Annotated in this window: 13 protein-coding genes, 1 tRNA gene and 1 pseudogene; 7 read left to right on the top strand and 8 right to left on the bottom strand. The window is 43.6% G+C overall.

The genetic code is table 11. From position 1 onward, the window contains the following. Positions 1-1,861 (bottom strand): DUF4114 domain-containing protein (locus IQ242_RS03770; protein ID WP_228020803.1); only part of this gene is annotated, 1,861 nt, incomplete at its 3' end. Between the two features lie 715 nt (positions 1,862-2,576). On the opposite strand from IQ242_RS03770, the gene IQ242_RS03775 reads away from it, so the two are divergent. Continuing rightward, positions 2,577-3,074, top strand: coding sequence for an HNH endonuclease (locus IQ242_RS03775; RefSeq protein WP_012268298.1), 498 nt, complete (start codon positions 2,577-2,579; stop codon positions 3,072-3,074). Here the strand turns inward: IQ242_RS03775 and IQ242_RS03780 are convergent. From IQ242_RS03780 to IQ242_RS03790, 3 genes are all read right to left on the bottom strand, one after another. Next, on the bottom strand, positions 3,071-3,424 hold the full coding sequence (locus tag IQ242_RS03780) for a hypothetical protein (protein WP_193959082.1): 354 nt from the start codon (positions 3,422-3,424) through the stop codon (positions 3,071-3,073). The genes IQ242_RS03775 and IQ242_RS03780 overlap by 4 nt on opposite strands. Positions 3,425-3,515: 91 nt before the next feature. Further along, positions 3,516-4,625, bottom strand: a complete 1,110-nt coding sequence (gene hypD, locus IQ242_RS03785; protein WP_193959083.1) for a hydrogenase formation protein HypD — start codon at positions 4,623-4,625, stop codon at positions 3,516-3,518. Between the two features lie 116 nt (positions 4,626-4,741). Beyond that, a complete protein-coding gene (locus tag IQ242_RS03790) occupies positions 4,742-5,005 on the bottom strand; it encodes a HypC/HybG/HupF family hydrogenase formation chaperone (RefSeq protein WP_002766942.1) in 264 nt (87 codons plus the stop codon). Between the two features lie 394 nt (positions 5,006-5,399). Here IQ242_RS03790 and IQ242_RS03795 point away from each other — a divergent pair, with 394 nt between their 5' ends. The 3 genes from IQ242_RS03795 to IQ242_RS03805 all read left to right on the top strand — a co-directional run bounded on the left by IQ242_RS03795 (position 5,400) and on the right by IQ242_RS03805 (position 11,037). Next, the gene (locus IQ242_RS03795) at positions 5,400-7,301 is read left to right on the top strand and encodes a transketolase C-terminal domain-containing protein (protein WP_193959084.1); all 1,902 of its coding nucleotides are present in this window, start codon (positions 5,400-5,402) and stop codon (positions 7,299-7,301) included. A 419-nt stretch (positions 7,302-7,720) separates the two neighbouring features. After that, positions 7,721-10,339 carry an ATP-dependent chaperone ClpB gene (clpB, locus tag IQ242_RS03800; RefSeq protein WP_193959085.1) on the top strand — a complete coding sequence of 873 codons (2,619 nt, stop codon included), beginning with the start codon at positions 7,721-7,723 and terminating at the stop codon, positions 10,337-10,339. A gap of 65 nt (positions 10,340-10,404) precedes the next feature. Continuing rightward, positions 10,405-11,037, top strand: a complete 633-nt coding sequence (locus IQ242_RS03805) for a Uma2 family endonuclease (protein WP_193959086.1) — start codon at positions 10,405-10,407, stop codon at positions 11,035-11,037. Positions 11,038-11,139: 102 nt separating this feature from the next. On the opposite strand, the gene IQ242_RS03810 is transcribed toward IQ242_RS03805, so the two are convergent. Next, a tRNA-Leu gene (locus IQ242_RS03810) sits at positions 11,140-11,220 on the bottom strand. 73 nt (positions 11,221-11,293) lie between these two features. On the opposite strand from IQ242_RS03810, the gene lgt reads away from it, so the two are divergent. Both lgt and IQ242_RS03820 read left to right on the top strand, forming a co-directional pair. Then, on the top strand, positions 11,294-12,145 hold the full coding sequence (lgt, locus tag IQ242_RS03815) for a prolipoprotein diacylglyceryl transferase (RefSeq protein WP_193959087.1): 852 nt from the start codon (positions 11,294-11,296) through the stop codon (positions 12,143-12,145). 12 nt (positions 12,146-12,157) lie between these two features. After that, positions 12,158-13,108, top strand: coding sequence for a branched-chain amino acid ABC transporter permease (locus tag IQ242_RS03820; protein WP_002757675.1), 951 nt, complete (start codon positions 12,158-12,160; stop codon positions 13,106-13,108). Between the two features lie 6 nt (positions 13,109-13,114). Here IQ242_RS03820 and IQ242_RS03825 read toward each other — a convergent pair whose 3' ends face one another. The 3 genes from IQ242_RS03825 to IQ242_RS03835 form a co-directional block, all read right to left on the bottom strand. Further along, complete coding sequence (locus tag IQ242_RS03825) at positions 13,115-14,113, bottom strand: Gfo/Idh/MocA family protein (protein ID WP_193959088.1); 999 nt, start codon at positions 14,111-14,113, stop codon at positions 13,115-13,117. A 133-nt stretch (positions 14,114-14,246) separates the two neighbouring features. Beyond that, positions 14,247-14,522, bottom strand: coding sequence for a hypothetical protein (locus IQ242_RS03830; protein WP_002757677.1), 276 nt, complete (start codon positions 14,520-14,522; stop codon positions 14,247-14,249). A gap of 376 nt (positions 14,523-14,898) precedes the next feature. Further along, a complete protein-coding gene (locus IQ242_RS03835; RefSeq protein WP_193959089.1) occupies positions 14,899-15,459 on the bottom strand; it encodes a DUF721 domain-containing protein in 561 nt (186 codons plus the stop codon). A gap of 79 nt (positions 15,460-15,538) precedes the next feature. Between IQ242_RS03835 and IQ242_RS03840 the strand changes: the two are divergent. After that, positions 15,539-15,822 (top strand): annotated as a pseudogene (locus tag IQ242_RS03840) (hypothetical protein); the annotation flags it as partial.

Consider the following 15,822-nt stretch of genomic DNA (forward strand, 5'->3'; position numbering starts at 1 on the left):
CACTCACAGTATAAACAAAATTGCCACCATTACCATTAACATCTGCTAGAGGTGTGTATAGCAAAGAAGTTAGAGAATTAATCGAAATCTTATCACCCACATTAATAACTGTACCATCAGCTAAAGTTATTTTTCCTTTGCTGTTATCTGGTAATTGAGTGACAGAAACCGTTAAAGTATCCCCATCAATATCTGTAGGTGGATTAATATTTAAGGGGATAGGTTGACTATCTTCTGGTAAAGTAATAGTTTTATCCGCATCGGTGACAGGAGGATTATTATCAGGTGGATTCGGCGAATTATCATTATCTATAATCGTACCAATTCCCTCACCTTGAATCAGAATAGCATTGGTCACTCCTGTTAAATTGACCGTGAAGGTTTCCGTAGGCTCGCTAATTGTATCGCCCTTCACAGCAACTGCGATATTTTTCTCCACTTCTCCCGGTGCAAACGTCAAAATTCCCGTTGAGGATTCATAATCTGTACCCGCTTGGGCAGTTCCATCCGTCGTCGTAAATTGAGCCGTTACTGTTGTGTTTGTAGGGGCTGATAAACGAACTGTAAAATTAGCAGCTTCAGTTCCTATATTCCCCTCCGTCACTGTGGTATTTTCAATGCTCAAAGACGGTAACTGAATCGGTTCTCCAGTGGGTTCCCCGAAACTGAACCGAAACACTAAATCATCAAAATCGCGATCGCCGCCGCCCCAAAAATCTTCCCAGGCCCAGGTCTGACTATCCTGTTGAGCATGGACATGATTTAAACCATCCTCATTGGCTGCCGCAAAGGAAAAGAAAACCGGCGGGGCATTTTCCCCCTTGGCGATCGCCTGATCTGTTGTCCCATTAGCGACTAGATACCATCCCAGATATTTCCCAGAAGGGACGTTAAAAGTTTTACTATCAAACGCTTTCCCAGAGGCAAAAATCACCTGGTGGCGATCGCCTGACAAGGCCGCATCTAAATAACCCTGATCCCCTGGTTTAATCCCATTAATCTCGCCATCCGGGGTATCAACCAAATAATAACCCATCTCGTTTGGAAAAGTATTATCCTGACTGACAGCCTCCACTGTGAGGGGAACCTGCTGTCCTTTGTCTCCGGGTAAGACAATTCCTGCTTGAGCAATATTAAAAACAACATCGTTAAAATCTTGATCTCCTCCACCCGTCAAATCTTCCCAGTTAAACCGCCAGATTCCGCGACCAAGATGACTACTTTGGGAATGATCAAAGTTATCAGGATTAGCTCCTTTCAGGGAGAAAAAAGCTAACCCAGATTGACCCTGATTTTGTCGATTATTTTCTAACCAATTAGCGCTAGTACTGTTTTGAATCACATAAAACCCTAGACGACTACCCCCCGCAACGGTAAATTCCCGCCAATTTCCCGCTTGATTACCCGAATTGAAGAGAGTTTGCCGGCTGGAACTGCTTAAAGCGGCTTCGGCGAATCCTGGTTCACCGGGGGCGATACCTTCTACCCCACCTAAAGCATCCACCAGAAAGAATCCCACTTCATTATTAAAATCTGCCTCTCGCAATGTCCACTGGACAACCATATTCACCCTTTCTGAGGGATTACCCGGAACGACTAAAACCTCGCCTAAATCATCTAGTTGAGTGACTTGAGGGGTTCCTGTCCAAGAAGTATCTTGGTCTGAAAAGGAGAAATTAGCAGCCTCTGGATTAACTAATAATGGGGTTGATAGCAGAGAGTCACTTTGATTAGCTAAGTTATCACTCACCGTCGCGCTCACGGGAGCAATAAAATTGCTAGGGGAAGATGGGGTGAGAGGTGTGACTTGAGGAACCACCTCTGGCGTTGTCGGAGCCAGCATAGATGGCGCTGTCGCCATCAAAGTCTGATCTACTCCCAAAAGACTTGAGCCATCTTCTAGAAGTATTGGGGGAAGTGTTGGAAAATCCACTTATGCCTTCTGCTTGGATGTCTAGCTTGATTCATTAAATTAATCTTTGTTGGCATCCTAATGGCGTTTCTTTTTACTGTCAATTATATATAAATTATTTGCATATATATATATATGTATCATTAGTTTTGCTAATTATATTAAATCCGTTTTCAATAATATGATTAGAGTTCTTGCATAATTAATTTTCGAGAGTTCATACTAAATCTGGTTATTAAAAGACTGATTATTTATTCCCCCTTTTGCATGAGTGCCTGTCCTGATATGTAGCCTATACTCAAAGGATTTAGGTTTTTATCAGAGATAATCGCCACAAACAAAAACATAAACCTTAGTGGATTGTTTCAGCTAATTTGGTGTATTAGAAAAATGCTAGAAATTCTATAATCTAAGACTTTAAGCCGAAATCTATTGCCCTATTTTAGCTGAAACAGTAGGGTGCGTTAGCCAAAGCGTAACGCACCAATTTAATAATCAAGTTGGTGCGTGGGGTGCGGATTGTTAATTTAGGTTTTTTGTCAGAGATTATCGCCGCAAACACGCACCCTACCAGATCTATACTCAACGGATTTAGAATAATAGGTTCCCATCTCAGGGATCTGTGTTACCATGCGGGGTAAATTCAAGCGATCTCCAGACACCTATGAGCAAGGTTCTCGTGTTGAATGCCTCCTACGAACCGCTAAATATTACCAGTTGGCGGCGCGCGATCGTTTTGTTGTTGAAAGGAAAAGCTGAATCCCTAGAACATAACGGAAAAGTGGTTTGTCGTGACTTACCCCTACCTTCTGTTATCCGTCTTAGGCAATACGTCCGTGTTCCCTACAAGGAAATTCCTTTAACCCGTCGTAATATTCTCGAACGAGACCATCACACCTGTCAATACTGTCTCTACCGAGGTGAACAATTAACCATCGATCATGTGATTCCCCGTTCTCGCGGAGGGGGTGATACCTGGGAGAATCTCGTGGCGGCTTGTGTGCGTTGTAATGTGCATAAGGGCAATCGTACACCAAAAGAGGCCAATATGTCCCTGCACGCCCAACCCCGTCGTCCCTACAGTAGTCTCCACTTTGAGCTATTAAAGCACACCAGGGAGAATCACAATCACGAATGGCGTAAATATGTCATCGGTATTTAGGGTGAAAAAGGCATGGTGAAACCAAGACCAAAATTGATTCCCATGCCATTATTATTAGTCTGGGTGCGAGGATTGGCAACTCCCGTGCCTAGATAAAGCGAACAACCAGCACAGGGGGAATTGACTCGGTAGCGCACCGCCATGGGATCATTGGGATCGGTGATGGTTACTCCCTGATGGTTTAAGTCTTTAATTAGATTGGTGACGGGTTTGAAAAAATCGGCGCTGGGGGGTTGACTTGGTTGCAGTTCTAGGGTTTGTTCTTGGGAAGCAAGAACGATTTCCGAAGCGATAACTAGCAGCACAGAGGTAGTTAAGCCAAATAAACCCAGATTATTTTTGATCTTCATCTTTTTTATCACCGAGAGATTGTTAATTTCTTCTGGTAATAATTCTAGCGTTTCCTCACCGGAAAGGAACCTTAATCAGTAAAAAAATTTACTAATTTCTACCATACTTATAATAAGCGGCACAAGCACCTTCACTAGAAACCATACAAGTACCGATGGGATGTTCGGGAGTACAAGCAGTGCCAAATACTTTACATTCCCAGGGTTTTAAAACACCTTTAAGAATTTCGCCACACTGACAAGCTTTGTGATCTTTAACACGCTGATTGGGTAGGGTAAATTTTTTCTCCGCGTCAAAATTACTGTACTCATCTCGCAGTTTTAATCCTCCTTGAGCAATTTCTCCTAAACCTCGCCATTCAAACTGATCCCGCAGTTCAAAAACTTGGTTGATTGCCGATAAAGCGACTCTATTTCCTTGATTTTGTACCACTCGATCGTACTGATTTTCTATCTCACATCTCTGCTCATCTAATTGTTTTAATACCATCCAAATTGATTGGAGAATATCCAAAGGTTCAAACCCAGAAACTACCACAGGTTTATGATATTCTTGGGCAATAACTTGATAGGGTTCTGTGCCAATTACCATGCTGACATGACCGGGACCAACAAAACCGTCTAACTGTAAATCTGGGTTATCTAACAAAGCTTTCAGAGCGGGAATAATCACCACATGATTAGAAAATAAACTAAAATTAGTGATACCATCTCTTTGCGCTTCTAAAACAGTTAAAGCGGTGCTAGGAACGGTTGTTTCAAAACCTAATGCTAAAAATATTACTTCTTTATCGGGATTTTCTCTGGCAATTTTTAAGGCATCGCGAGGAGAATAAACCATGCGAATATCATCACCTTTTGCTCGTGCTTGCAGCAGACTCAAATGGGAACCGGGGACACGCATAGTATCGCCAAAAGTTGTCAGAATTACGTTCGGTTGTTGTGCGAGAAAAATGGCATCATCTAAACGACCTCGCGGCATCACACAAACGGGACATCCAGGACCATGAATTAATTCGATAGTTTCCGGAAGTATGGCCTCGATACCGTATCTAAAAATTGAGTGGGTATGACCTCCACAAACCTCCATAATTTTAGTAACTTTTTGCCGCTTTTCAGAGATTCTTATCGATAATTGTTCAATTTTTTCAATTAATCCCGACGCTTTAACTGGATCACGAAATTCGTCAACGTATTTCATAGTTTATCTCCTTTAATTATAATTTTTAGCTGTCGGTCGTCAGTAATAATTGCCGTAATTTACATTTCTTAGAGATAGACAACAGCATTAATTTATGGGTGACTACTTTAAGAACATTAATTATGATTAAATTCTGCCTCTAATTCCACTAATTGTGTTAATAAATTCAAGGTTTCTTGCGCCTCATCTTCATCGATTCGATTCATAGCAAAACCCACATGAACTAATACCCAATCCCCTACACAGGTATTAGCGGGATGGTCTTCATCAACAATGCAAGTAATATTTACTTCTCTTTTTACACCCCCCACATCGACGAGAGCGAGATGATGGTTTTCATCAATAATTGCCGTAATTTGTCCCGGTATGCCTAAACACATAGTTTTTACCTTAAATCTAGTTTTTGTTAATTATGGGCCGATTTTTTGGCTAGAGATTGCAGTAATATCAACCGAGAATCAGGTCATACTTCATCCCTCTGAGAAACGCTATACAGTCAAAGGTTATCCTTTTTACTTTTTCCTTTCCTCTTTCCCCTTTTTACTCGGTCTTAGCTGCCATTCTGGACCATTGCCCTCAAGAACAGCTTTTTTTCCCGTATCTTTTTTAAGATTTCCCCCGTCCCGGACCGTGGACGCTATCCCAGCAGGGGTAAAACTTTTGTATTAGGGACTACATCTATGATAAGAAATTATTCAATCAATCGATCGGGTGACATTCTAGGCTATGATTTCCCTGACTATAGTTATTTCTCTACATTAAGGAAAATCTACGATGACAACCTTTCCCATCGATTTGAGCGCCTATAAACCCATCAGTCTCGACCCCAGTAACCCCACCCTCACCGACGACCAAAGAAGCGCCCTAAAAGCCAATATCCAACTCTGTCGCGATGCTATCATCTTTTTTACTGCTACGGGTGCGGCCCGGGGTGTGGGTGGACACACCGGCGGCCCCTACGATACCGTCCCGGAAGTGGTGATTCTCGATGCTCTTTTCCGCAGTCAACCTAGTCAATTTGTACCAATCTTCTTCGATGAAGCAGGACACCGCGTCGGTACTCAATATCTCATGTCTGCGTTAGAAGGTTCTTTACCCCCAGAACAATTAATGCACTACCGCGAGGCTAATTCTAAACTCCCCGGACACCCGGAATTAGGATTAACCCCCGGCGTAAAATTTAGTTCTGGCCGTTTAGGACATATGTGGCCCTACGTTAACGGTGTCGCTTTAGCTAACCCCGGAAAAACCGTTTTTTGTTTAGGTTCCGATGGTTCTCAACAGGAAGGCAATGACGCGGAAGCTGCCCGTTTAGCCGTGGCTCAACACATCAATGTTAAGCTAATTATTGATGATAATGATGTGACGATTGCTGGTAATCCTTCCAAATATTTACCCGGTTATGATGTGGCTAAAACTCTCACCGGCCATGGACTAAAAGTGTTAGTGGGAGATGGGGAAGATATCGATAGTTTGTATCGCAATATCTGTGAAGCAATTAATACTCCTGGCCCGATTGCGATTATTAATAAACGTCCCATGTGTCCCGGAATTGAAGGTTTAGAAGGTTCTAACCACGGTCATGATGTGATTTCTGTCCCCTTGGCTTTGAAATATTTAGAGGCAAAAGGACACAGTGCCGCCGTGGAATATCTCAACAGTATTAAGAAGCCTTCTAATGACTATAAATTCCTCGGTTCTGGGGATAAATGGGGTTCTAACCGCAACGTTTTCGGCGAAGCAGTAGTCAGTCTTTTAGGCAAAATGAGCGAGGAAGAACGCAAGGCTAAGGTATTAGTAGTAGATAGCGATTTAGAAGGTTCCTGCGGTCTGAAAATTATCCACGATAAACATCCCGAAGTGTTTATTCCTTCCGGTATTATGGAACGGGGCAATCTTTCGGCGGCTGCTGGTTTTGGTATGGAAAAAGGTAAACAGGGAATTTTCGCCACCTTTGCCGCTTTTCTAGAAATGTGTATTTCTGAAATCACCATGGCGCGTTTGAATTATTCTAATCTTTTATGTCATTTTTCCCATTCTGGTATCGATGACATGGCGGATAATACCTGTCACTTTGGTTTGAATAATTTCTTTGCCGACAATGGACTAGATGACGGTTACGAAACCCGTCTTTATTTCCCGGCCGATGCGGCACAAATGACCGCTTGTGTCGAGGCAACTTTCCATCAACCCGGTTTACGTTTTATCTTCTCGACTCGTTCTAAAACTCCCAATATTCTTGATACTAACGGTCATAATTTCTTTGGCGATGGTTATAGCTTTGTCCCCGGAAAAGATGAAGTAATTCGGGAAGGCACTGCCGGTTATATCATCAGCTTTGGCGATGGTTTATACCGCGCTTTAGATGCAGTGGAACGCTTAAAACAAGAAGGGATCGACGTGGGTTTAATTAATAAACCGACCCTCAATGTAGTGGATGAAGAAATTATCGCTAAAGTTGGTAATTCTCCCTTTGTTTTAGTGGTAGAAGCATTTAACCGTCGCACGGGTTTAGGTAGCCGTTATGGTTCTTGGTTACTCGAACGCGGTTTAACTCCTAAATACGCCTATATCGGTACTCACCATGAAGGTTGTGGCGGTTTATGGGAACAATTCCCCCACCAAGGTATTGACCCAGTTGGTATCATTAGTAAAGTTAAATCTTTAATCGCTTAGAGAGTATTTTAGGGGGAAATTAATCAGTCATCAGTTATCAGTAATCAGTCATCAGAACGTAGGTTGGGTTGAAGCATGAAACCCAACGCCCGATTATGTTACGCTACCGCTAACCCATCCTACAAATAATTGTGCCTCCCTACTTAGGTTTTAGATTCGGCCCTTGTAAACAGTCATCAGTAATCAGTCATCAGTGAACATCTTTAATAATTAAGATTTTAGCTTGGTTGAGAATCCGAGCATTTGTACTAAAATTTCCCAGACGCAGTTTAAATCCCTGACAGCTTATAAACTTTAGCGGCTTAAATCGCACCATTGAGGGGAAATCCCCCTGAACTAGGTACGGTAAGCCCCTAGGAGCCGACAAACCGGTCAATCTAGAATAATCTCTAGGGTATAAAAGTAATCTCTTATAGAAAATGCAGCCAACCAATCCACAACAATTTACAGAAAAAGCTTGGGAGGCAATCGTCAAAACGCCGGACATTGCCAAACAGAACAGCCAGCAACAAATCGAAAGCGAACATCTGATGAAAGCCCTTCTTGAACAGGAGGGATTAGCGGGCAGTGTCTTTAGTAAAGCTAATATTAGTTTAGCCCGTTTGCGGGATCGAACCGATGACTTTATCCGTCGTCAACCGAAAATATCTAACCCCGGCGACTCGATTTATTTAGGTCGTAGTTTAGATAGTTTACTCGATCGAGCGGAAAATTATCGTCGAGAATTTGGAGATGACTTTATCTCGATCGAGCATTTGATTTTAGGTTATGCTAAAGATGATCGCTTCGGTAAAAATATTTTTCAAGAATTCGGACTTACCGAAAGCAAACTCAAGGAAATTATTCAACAAGTCAGAGGTAGTCAAAAAGTGACCGATCAGAATCCAGAAGGCAAATACGAGGCCCTAGAAAAATACGGACGGGATCTGACCCAATTGGCGCGGGAAGGTAAATTAGACCCCGTAATTGGACGGGATGACGAAATCCGTCGCACCATTCAGATTCTCTCTCGCAGAACTAAAAATAACCCAGTTTTAATCGGGGAACCGGGAGTAGGAAAAACGGCCATTGTCGAAGGATTAGCCCAGCGGATTATTAACCGTGATGTGCCAGAATCTCTGTTAGATCGGACTCTTATTTCTCTCGATTTGGGTGGCTTAATTGCGGGAGCAAAATATCGCGGAGAGTTTGAGGAAAGATTAAAAGCTGTCCTCAAGGAAGTCACCGATTCCCAAGGCAATATCATCATGTTTATTGACGAAATTCACACCGTTGTCGGTGCGGGAGCCACTCAAGGGGCAATGGATGCGGGCAATTTATTAAAACCAATGTTAGCCCGGGGTGAATTGCGTTGTATCGGAGCCACTACCCTCGATGAATACCGCAAATATATCGAAAAAGATGCGGCGTTAGAAAGACGCTTCCAAGAGGTTTTAGTAGATGAACCAAATGTGGTCGATACTATTTCGATTCTTCGCGGTCTTAAAGAACGTTATGAGGTGCATCATGGGGTGAAAATTGCCGATAATGCTTTAGTGGCAGCGGCACTGCTTTCTAATCGTTATATTAGCGATCGCTTTTTGCCCGATAAGGCCATTGATTTAGTTGATGAAGCGGCAGCCAAATTGAAAATGGAAATCACCTCTAAACCGGAAGAACTCGATGAAATTGATCGCAAAATTCTCCAGCTAGAAATGGAAAGACTTTCCCTACAACGGGAATACGATCCAGCTTCGCGAGAACGGTTAGAAAAGTTAGAAAAAGAACTGGCTAACCTCAAGGAAGAACAATCGGGATTAAATGCCCAATGGCAAGGAGAAAAAGAGATTATCGATAAAGTTCGTGGGGTTAAAGAAGCGATCGAACAAGTTAATCTAGAAATCCAACAGGCCGAACGAGATTATGATTATAATCGCGCCGCCGAATTAAAGTTCGGAAAATTAACCGATCTGCAGCGGCAAATGTCCGCCCTAGAAACTCAATTGGCCGACAAACAAACCACCGGTAAAAGTTTATTAAGGGAAGAAGTTATCGAATCGGATATCGCCGAAATTATCTCGAAATGGACGGGAATTCCTCTCAATAAATTGATCGAATCGGAAAAAGAAAAACTCCTCAATCTGGAAGACGAATTACACGAAAGTGTCATCGGTCAAGAGGAAGCAGTCACAGCCGTGGCCGAAGCGATTCAACGTTCCCGCGCCGGTTTATCGGACCCAAACCGTCCCACGGCCAGCTTTATTTTCCTCGGTCCGACGGGTGTTGGTAAGACAGAATTGGCGAAAGCCCTAGCGCGCAATCTCTTTGACACCGAAGAGGCTCTAGTTCGCATCGATATGTCGGAATACATGGAAAAACACAGCGTTTCCCGTCTCATGGGCGCGCCTCCAGGATACGTCGGCTACGATGAAGGGGGACAATTAACCGAGGCAATCCGGCGTCGTCCCTACTCTGTCATCCTCTTTGATGAGATTGAAAAAGCCCATCCCGACGTTTTTAACGTTATGTTACAAATCCTTGACGATGGGCGCTTAACCGACTCTCAAGGTCATCTGGTTGATTTCAAAAATACCATCATTATTATGACCAGTAATATCGGTTCTCAATACATTTTAGACGTGGCCGGTGATGAGTCTCGTTATGAGGAAATGCAGGCACGAGTGATGGAAGCAATGCGGAATAGTTTCCGTCCCGAATTCCTCAATCGTATCGATGAAACGATCATTTTCCATAGTTTACAAAAAGCACAACTGCGCTCGATTGTCAAACTACAGTTAGCCAATCTCAGCGATCGCTTGATGGAACAAAAATTAGCCCTGAAACTTGCCGATATTGCCCTCGATTATCTAGCAGAAATTGGTTACGATCCAGTGTACGGTGCGCGACCCTTAAAACGGGCAGTACAAAGATATGTGGAAACTCCGATCGCTAAGGCAATTCTGCGCGGCGAATTCAAAGGGGGAGACACGATTTTTGTCGATGTGGCCGATGAAAGATTGACCTTTAAACGGTTAGCTTCTCCGGTAGTAACTGCTTAATTAGCAAGGGTGGGCAATGCTCACCCTTTGATTATTATGGAAGCATGGGATTTTTGCTTGAATCTATGACTGCAACACTGCTCGCACCGCCGGCTGAAATAATTCACCTGTCCGGGATTAGCTGGGGAACCTACGAAACGCTGCTAGAAGAAATGAGCGATCGCCGTCTGCGGCTGACCTACAATCGTGGCAATTTAGAAATCATGGCTCCTTCCCCAGAACACGAATTTAGTAAAACCCTCATCGGTCGCTTTGTCGAAACCCTAGCGGAAGAATCAGTAGTCCCGATTTATCCCCTTGGTTCTACCACCTTTAAACGCCCTAAATTGAGTGGTGCAGAACCAGATGAATGCTTTTACATTGATAATATTGAGGCGGTTCGGGGGAAAAAGCGACTGGACTTAAATGAAGACCCTGCACCGGATTTAGTCATAGAAATTGATGTCACCAGCAGTTCTCAAAATCGCCTTCAGGTTTATGCAGATCTAGGCGTGGCAGAGGTTTGGGTTTATAATGGGGAATCTCTGGTTATCCAACAATTACAAAATGGCACTTATATCACCTCCCCAACCAGTCAGTTTTTTCCTAATTTACCCATCTTAGAAATTGCTATATTTTTACAACAAGCTGGCCAGACAGATTACCTAGAGTTAGTAAAAGCATTTCGGAATTGGGTAAGAAGTCAGCTGAAAAAATAAATCTGAACCGGAGTCTCAAAAATGGAAATTAACAAGTTTCCCCTTTTGGGTCGTCGGTCGTCAACACCAAATTAGGTTACACTTCATCGACCCGAAGGTTAATGCGGATGGAGGGACTCGAACCCACACATCAAAGACACTAGAACCTAAATCTAGCGCGTCTACCAATTCCGCCACATCCGCAAATGTATTACTGTATTCAATCATAGCATAAGATACTATAGGAAAGATAAAATTTTTTATTCTTAATAATTTTATGCTCTTAGGTTTTGTTTTTCAGTCTCCTGGCCCCGTCCTCTGGGAGATCGGACCGATTCCGGTGCGCTGGTATGGATTTCTGATTGCTATGGCGGTATTATTGGGTGTCACCCTCTCCCAGTACCTCGCCCAAAAAAGAGCGATCAATCCCGATTTAATCGCTGATTTGGCCATTTGGTTAGTAGTGGGGGCCATACCTGCAGCCCGTCTGTACTATGTTCTCTTTCAGTGGCAAGAATACGCGCAAAATCCTGCTGATATTATCGCCATTTGGAAGGGTGGTATCGCTATTCACGGGGCAATTATCGGGGGTTTGCTGGCAGCCCTAATTTTTGCCCGCATTAATCGGGTTTCTCTTTGGCAATTACTCGATCTGGTGGCCCCCTCAGTTATTCTCGGTCAAGCGATTGGACGTTGGGGTAACTTTTTTAATTCGGAAGCTTTTGGCAGTCCGACTAATTTACCTTGGAAGTTGTTTATTCCTCCGGCTAGTCGTCCTTTAGAATATATCGCCGTCGATTATTTTCACCCCACCTTTCTCTACGAATCTCTCTGGAATCTGGCAGTTTTTGCCCTACTCATCTATCTATTTTTCTGGGGTTTAAAACACCCTAGTAAATTAAAAATTGGCACCCTTACCCTAGTCTATTTTATCGCCTACAGTCTAGGTAGATTCTGGATCGAGGGGCTACGCACCGATAGTTTAATGTTTGGGCTTTTGAAAATGGCGCAAATAATTAGTTTAGGAGCGATCGCTATCGGTATTTTCGGTTTATTCTGGTTATATAAACTCCAGCGTCCTTTACCGGATGTGGTGGCGACCGTCAGTTATAATCAAAAGTTACCCTAGCTAACCCTGACAATGGATCTAGTAACGATTTTTCAACAGGTTTTAAACGGTTTATCGATCGGTAGTGTCTATGCTATTTTTGCCCTCGGTTACACTTTGATTTTTTCCATTTTAGGGATTATCAATTTTGCCCATGGCGCAATTTTTACCCTCGGTGCCTATTTTACCTACGCTCTAGCGGGGGGAGTTTTCGGTTTTAATGGTTTATTAGCTAATGCCAAATTACCCTTTTCCTTGCCCTTTTTTTTAGCACTCTTGCTAGGCTGTATCCTTTCAGGTTTCACCTCGGTTCTTCTGGAAAGATTGGCCTTTAAACCCCTCCGGGTACGGGGTTCCGATTCTCTCTTAACTCTGGTTTCTAGCCTAGGGGCAGCCGTGGTGATTGTCAATGTCATTCAATACTTATTCGGGGCAGAAATTTATACTTTTCCCGATGGTATTTATGGCAATCTTCCCCCCGCAATTAATTTCGGTACAGCCGATCGCCCCGTGGCAATTCGCACAATTCAGATTATTATTTTTCTGGTTTCAGCAGTTATGGTAGCTTTACTAACTTATTGGGTTAATTTCACCAAAATGGGCAAAGCTTTACAAGCGGTAGCTGAAGATGTCACCACGGCCAGTTTGTTGGGGATCAATCCCGAAAAATTTATCGTGATTACCTTTTTTATTAGTGGTGCCTTGGCAGGTTTAGCAGGAACTTTAGTCGGTTCTAGTGTTAGTATCGCTGGCCCCTATTTCGGTATTGCTTTCGGATTAAAAGGTTTAGGAGTGATTGTTTTAGGGGGATTGGGAAGTATCCCCGGAGCAGTAATCGGTGGTTTATTATTGGGTATTGCCGAAGCTTTTGTTCCCGCAGAATATTCCGGTTATCGAGAGGCGATCGCTTTTGCTATTCTCTTTATTATGTTGTTAGTTCGTCCCCAGGGTTTACTAGGCAGAAAGTTAATTCAAAAAGTCTAATTCGGTTTAATTAGCCCCGAGAAAAACTGTTTTTCCTGACAAAGAAGATTGATAGGCAGCGTATGCCACTTCTAGGGCATAAAGACTGGCTTGGGGAGTAACATAAAGGGGAATCCGATCGAACAGATAATCTAACACCATGACGGTATCTTTGGCAAAAAGACCGCGACGGGTTTCCACTTCTAAAGCTTGGCTACCTTCACTATTAATTAACTGCCCTTTTTCCCCTTCAAACATTAAGCTGCCCCCCTCGCCATGAATAGTGAAAGTTCGCTCATTTTGCCAAAAAACTTCCCCTTTACCGTAGGTAACTTCAGCAATTAAGCCATTTTTAAATAATAACTGCGCCTCACACAAACAGGCCAGAAAATAATCGGATTCCGGGGCATTCCAATAACGACAATGACAGGATACGGACTCCACTTCCCCAAATAAATTAGTAAAGCGATGGATACGAGAAAGGGCAGCGATCAAAGGAAAACCGAATAAATCCCGATGAAATGTCCAGCGCCGGGGCGCTGGTCTGCCGGTGGCGATCGTGGTATAACGGGCTAGGTGGATATTGCCGAGGGTGGCTAAATACTGCTGTTGGGTTTGATGCAGTCCCCCCAAAAGTTCAATATGTTCGACGTGCAGTAATTTCTTCTCGGTTTCGGCTAGGGTGATTAATTCTGCTGCCGCTGCCGGGTGAAAAGCCAGAGGATACTCGACGATAACGTGCTTACCGGATTTTAAGGCAGTACGGGCGATCGAGGCATGGGCCTGATTAACGTTGGCAATGACAATCAGATCGAGATCGGGATGGCTGGCCAGGCTTAGTGCTGAATCTAGGGCAGAAATTTGGTATTTTTGCGAGAAATTAGCGATCGATTCGGGACTATTACCGCTAAAATGCAGAAGCTGCGCGCGATCATCCGCTTGCAAGCTTTCAGCGCGACGTTGAGCGGCGAACCCTGTGCCAACTATACCAATTTTTAGGGGACGATGAGAAGTCATCAGGGGCATTCTGGCGACGCTTTATCTTGGCAATCAACTCATCTATTATCTCAAAAATAGCGCCCTAAAAGATGTGGAGGGGTGAATTCATATTTTAAATGGGCAACGCCAATTTTTTGCTCCTGTTTAGGCCCCAGATCTTCTAAACCGCGATCGGTTGTCGGGGAGCATGACGACGAGGGGAAACCACCACGGGAGTTGGCGACACTGCACAGGTTAATTCTAGAGACTGTTCTAAACTAACCACCCGATTGAGTTGTTGCCATTCAGCACTAAAAGGAGGCATCGCTAGAGCGCAGGCTTTCCAATGAGCTTCGACGGGAACATCTAGTTGTTGACAAGTGCCACCGCGCCGACCTTGGGTTTGATAGTATCGGCAGTATCGACAGGAAGAGGTAAGAAAGTTCGCGGCTTGCATGGGTTGGCTTTAAAAGGAAGATGATTATAAGGAACTCAAGGGATGACTCTCTTTTTGCTCTGTGTAATATTGTCCTACCCCGTGCCAAGGGTATTTTCCCGACTACCACAGCTAGAACTGATATGCCATATAGTTTTTAGTGATCCCCAAAAAAAATTTTATTTTTAGAATCTTTTAATAGTTACTTTGCAAAAAGCAGCATTGTCTCAAAACTGAGGAGTTAAACTCAGTTGTGGCCGAGGTTATCGGCTCTAGTATCGGCGATAACAAAGCGGGGATCAAGCCTTAGCTGAATAGAATTGATGAATACAGGTTCAATTAAGACAGAAAAGATCGGCCAATTGATTCCTGACTCAAAACCACTCTTTCCACAAGACTATAAAAAAATTGCATCTTTTACTCCGCCCGACTGGGCAAAACAAAAAGCACAACATTGCCAACGCTCAAGCTCTCCGGAGGGACTGGGAGACTGACAACGAGGACAAATCGGCCAAGATCGGGTTCTGTGACGTATTTTCTGGCTCCAAGTCTCTAAAATGTCCGGTTGCTGGGGATTTTCTGGCGGTTTTTCCGGGGTGACATAGCTAGGATGATCTCTGAGGGAATTAGGCGAGATCGCTTCTGGGGGAATTAACTGACTATCTTGCTGCCAACGGGCAGCAGAAAAGCGGATATCGCTCAAGGGAGTCTCTAACTGACTATTAAGCCGTTTTAATAAGCTATAGCGTTGTAAAGACAATTCCTGGGCTAAAGCGGCACTACTGGTAGCCACCGATAAAACCCCGCGATTGAGGGAAAAAGGCCGGGTTTGCTCCAGCAGACGGGGATTAATAATTTTTGGCCATAATTGCAGCACTTGATCATAGTGGCGATATTCTTCCCAACCCTCCTGTTGAGTAATAGCCGCCAAAATTTTGGCAAGAGAATGTAAAGACATAGGGAAAATCTAGAGAATACCACGTTAGACTAGGACGAAAAAACCTGCTAACTTTTCAGCATAACCTTATAATACCGTCATGAAATCCGATCGATCCCCATCCTCCCAAGATTTGCCTCTCTCGATCGTCCATCAACCCAGTTCAGCCATTGATACCGCTCAGGAACCAGAATACCTAGAAGCTTCTATCATTAAAGTCTATCCCCCAGCTAAAAATGTCTTTTTTACTCCTTGGGGTATCCAGGCAATGGTAATCTTTTTAATTGCTAATAGTCTCCTCAGTCTCAATCAATGGTTAACCAGCACCACCCCCACCCCGAGGAAAGCTGAGAATTCCCCCCTCGAGCAGCGCCAAAATAACTC

Source organism: Microcystis sp. LEGE 08355 (assembly GCF_015207185.1).
Lineage (GTDB): Bacteria > Cyanobacteriota > Cyanobacteriia > Cyanobacteriales > Microcystaceae > Microcystis > Microcystis panniformis.

Coding starts and splice junctions, on each gene's coding strand:
- hypD (WP_193959083.1), bottom strand. CDS start 4,625: ATGAAATACGTTGACGAATTTCGTGATCCAGTTAAAGCGTCGGGATTA.
- IQ242_RS03820 (WP_002757675.1), top strand. CDS start 12,158: ATGGATCTAGTAACGATTTTTCAACAGGTTTTAAACGGTTTATCGATC.
- IQ242_RS03780 (WP_193959082.1), bottom strand. CDS start 3,424: ATGAAGATCAAAAATAATCTGGGTTTATTTGGCTTAACTACCTCTGTG.
- IQ242_RS03795 (WP_193959084.1), top strand. CDS start 5,400: ATGACAACCTTTCCCATCGATTTGAGCGCCTATAAACCCATCAGTCTC.
- IQ242_RS03790 (WP_002766942.1), bottom strand. CDS start 5,005: ATGTGTTTAGGCATACCGGGACAAATTACGGCAATTATTGATGAAAAC.
- clpB (WP_193959085.1), top strand. CDS start 7,721: ATGCAGCCAACCAATCCACAACAATTTACAGAAAAAGCTTGGGAGGCA.
- IQ242_RS03825 (WP_193959088.1), bottom strand. CDS start 14,113: ATGCCCCTGATGACTTCTCATCGTCCCCTAAAAATTGGTATAGTTGGC.
- IQ242_RS03835 (WP_193959089.1), bottom strand. CDS start 15,459: ATGTCTTTACATTCTCTTGCCAAAATTTTGGCGGCTATTACTCAACAG.
- IQ242_RS03775 (WP_012268298.1), top strand. CDS start 2,577: ATGAGCAAGGTTCTCGTGTTGAATGCCTCCTACGAACCGCTAAATATT.
- lgt (WP_193959087.1), top strand. CDS start 11,294: ATGCTCTTAGGTTTTGTTTTTCAGTCTCCTGGCCCCGTCCTCTGGGAG.
- IQ242_RS03830 (WP_002757677.1), bottom strand. CDS start 14,522: ATGCAAGCCGCGAACTTTCTTACCTCTTCCTGTCGATACTGCCGATAC.
- IQ242_RS03805 (WP_193959086.1), top strand. CDS start 10,405: ATGACTGCAACACTGCTCGCACCGCCGGCTGAAATAATTCACCTGTCC.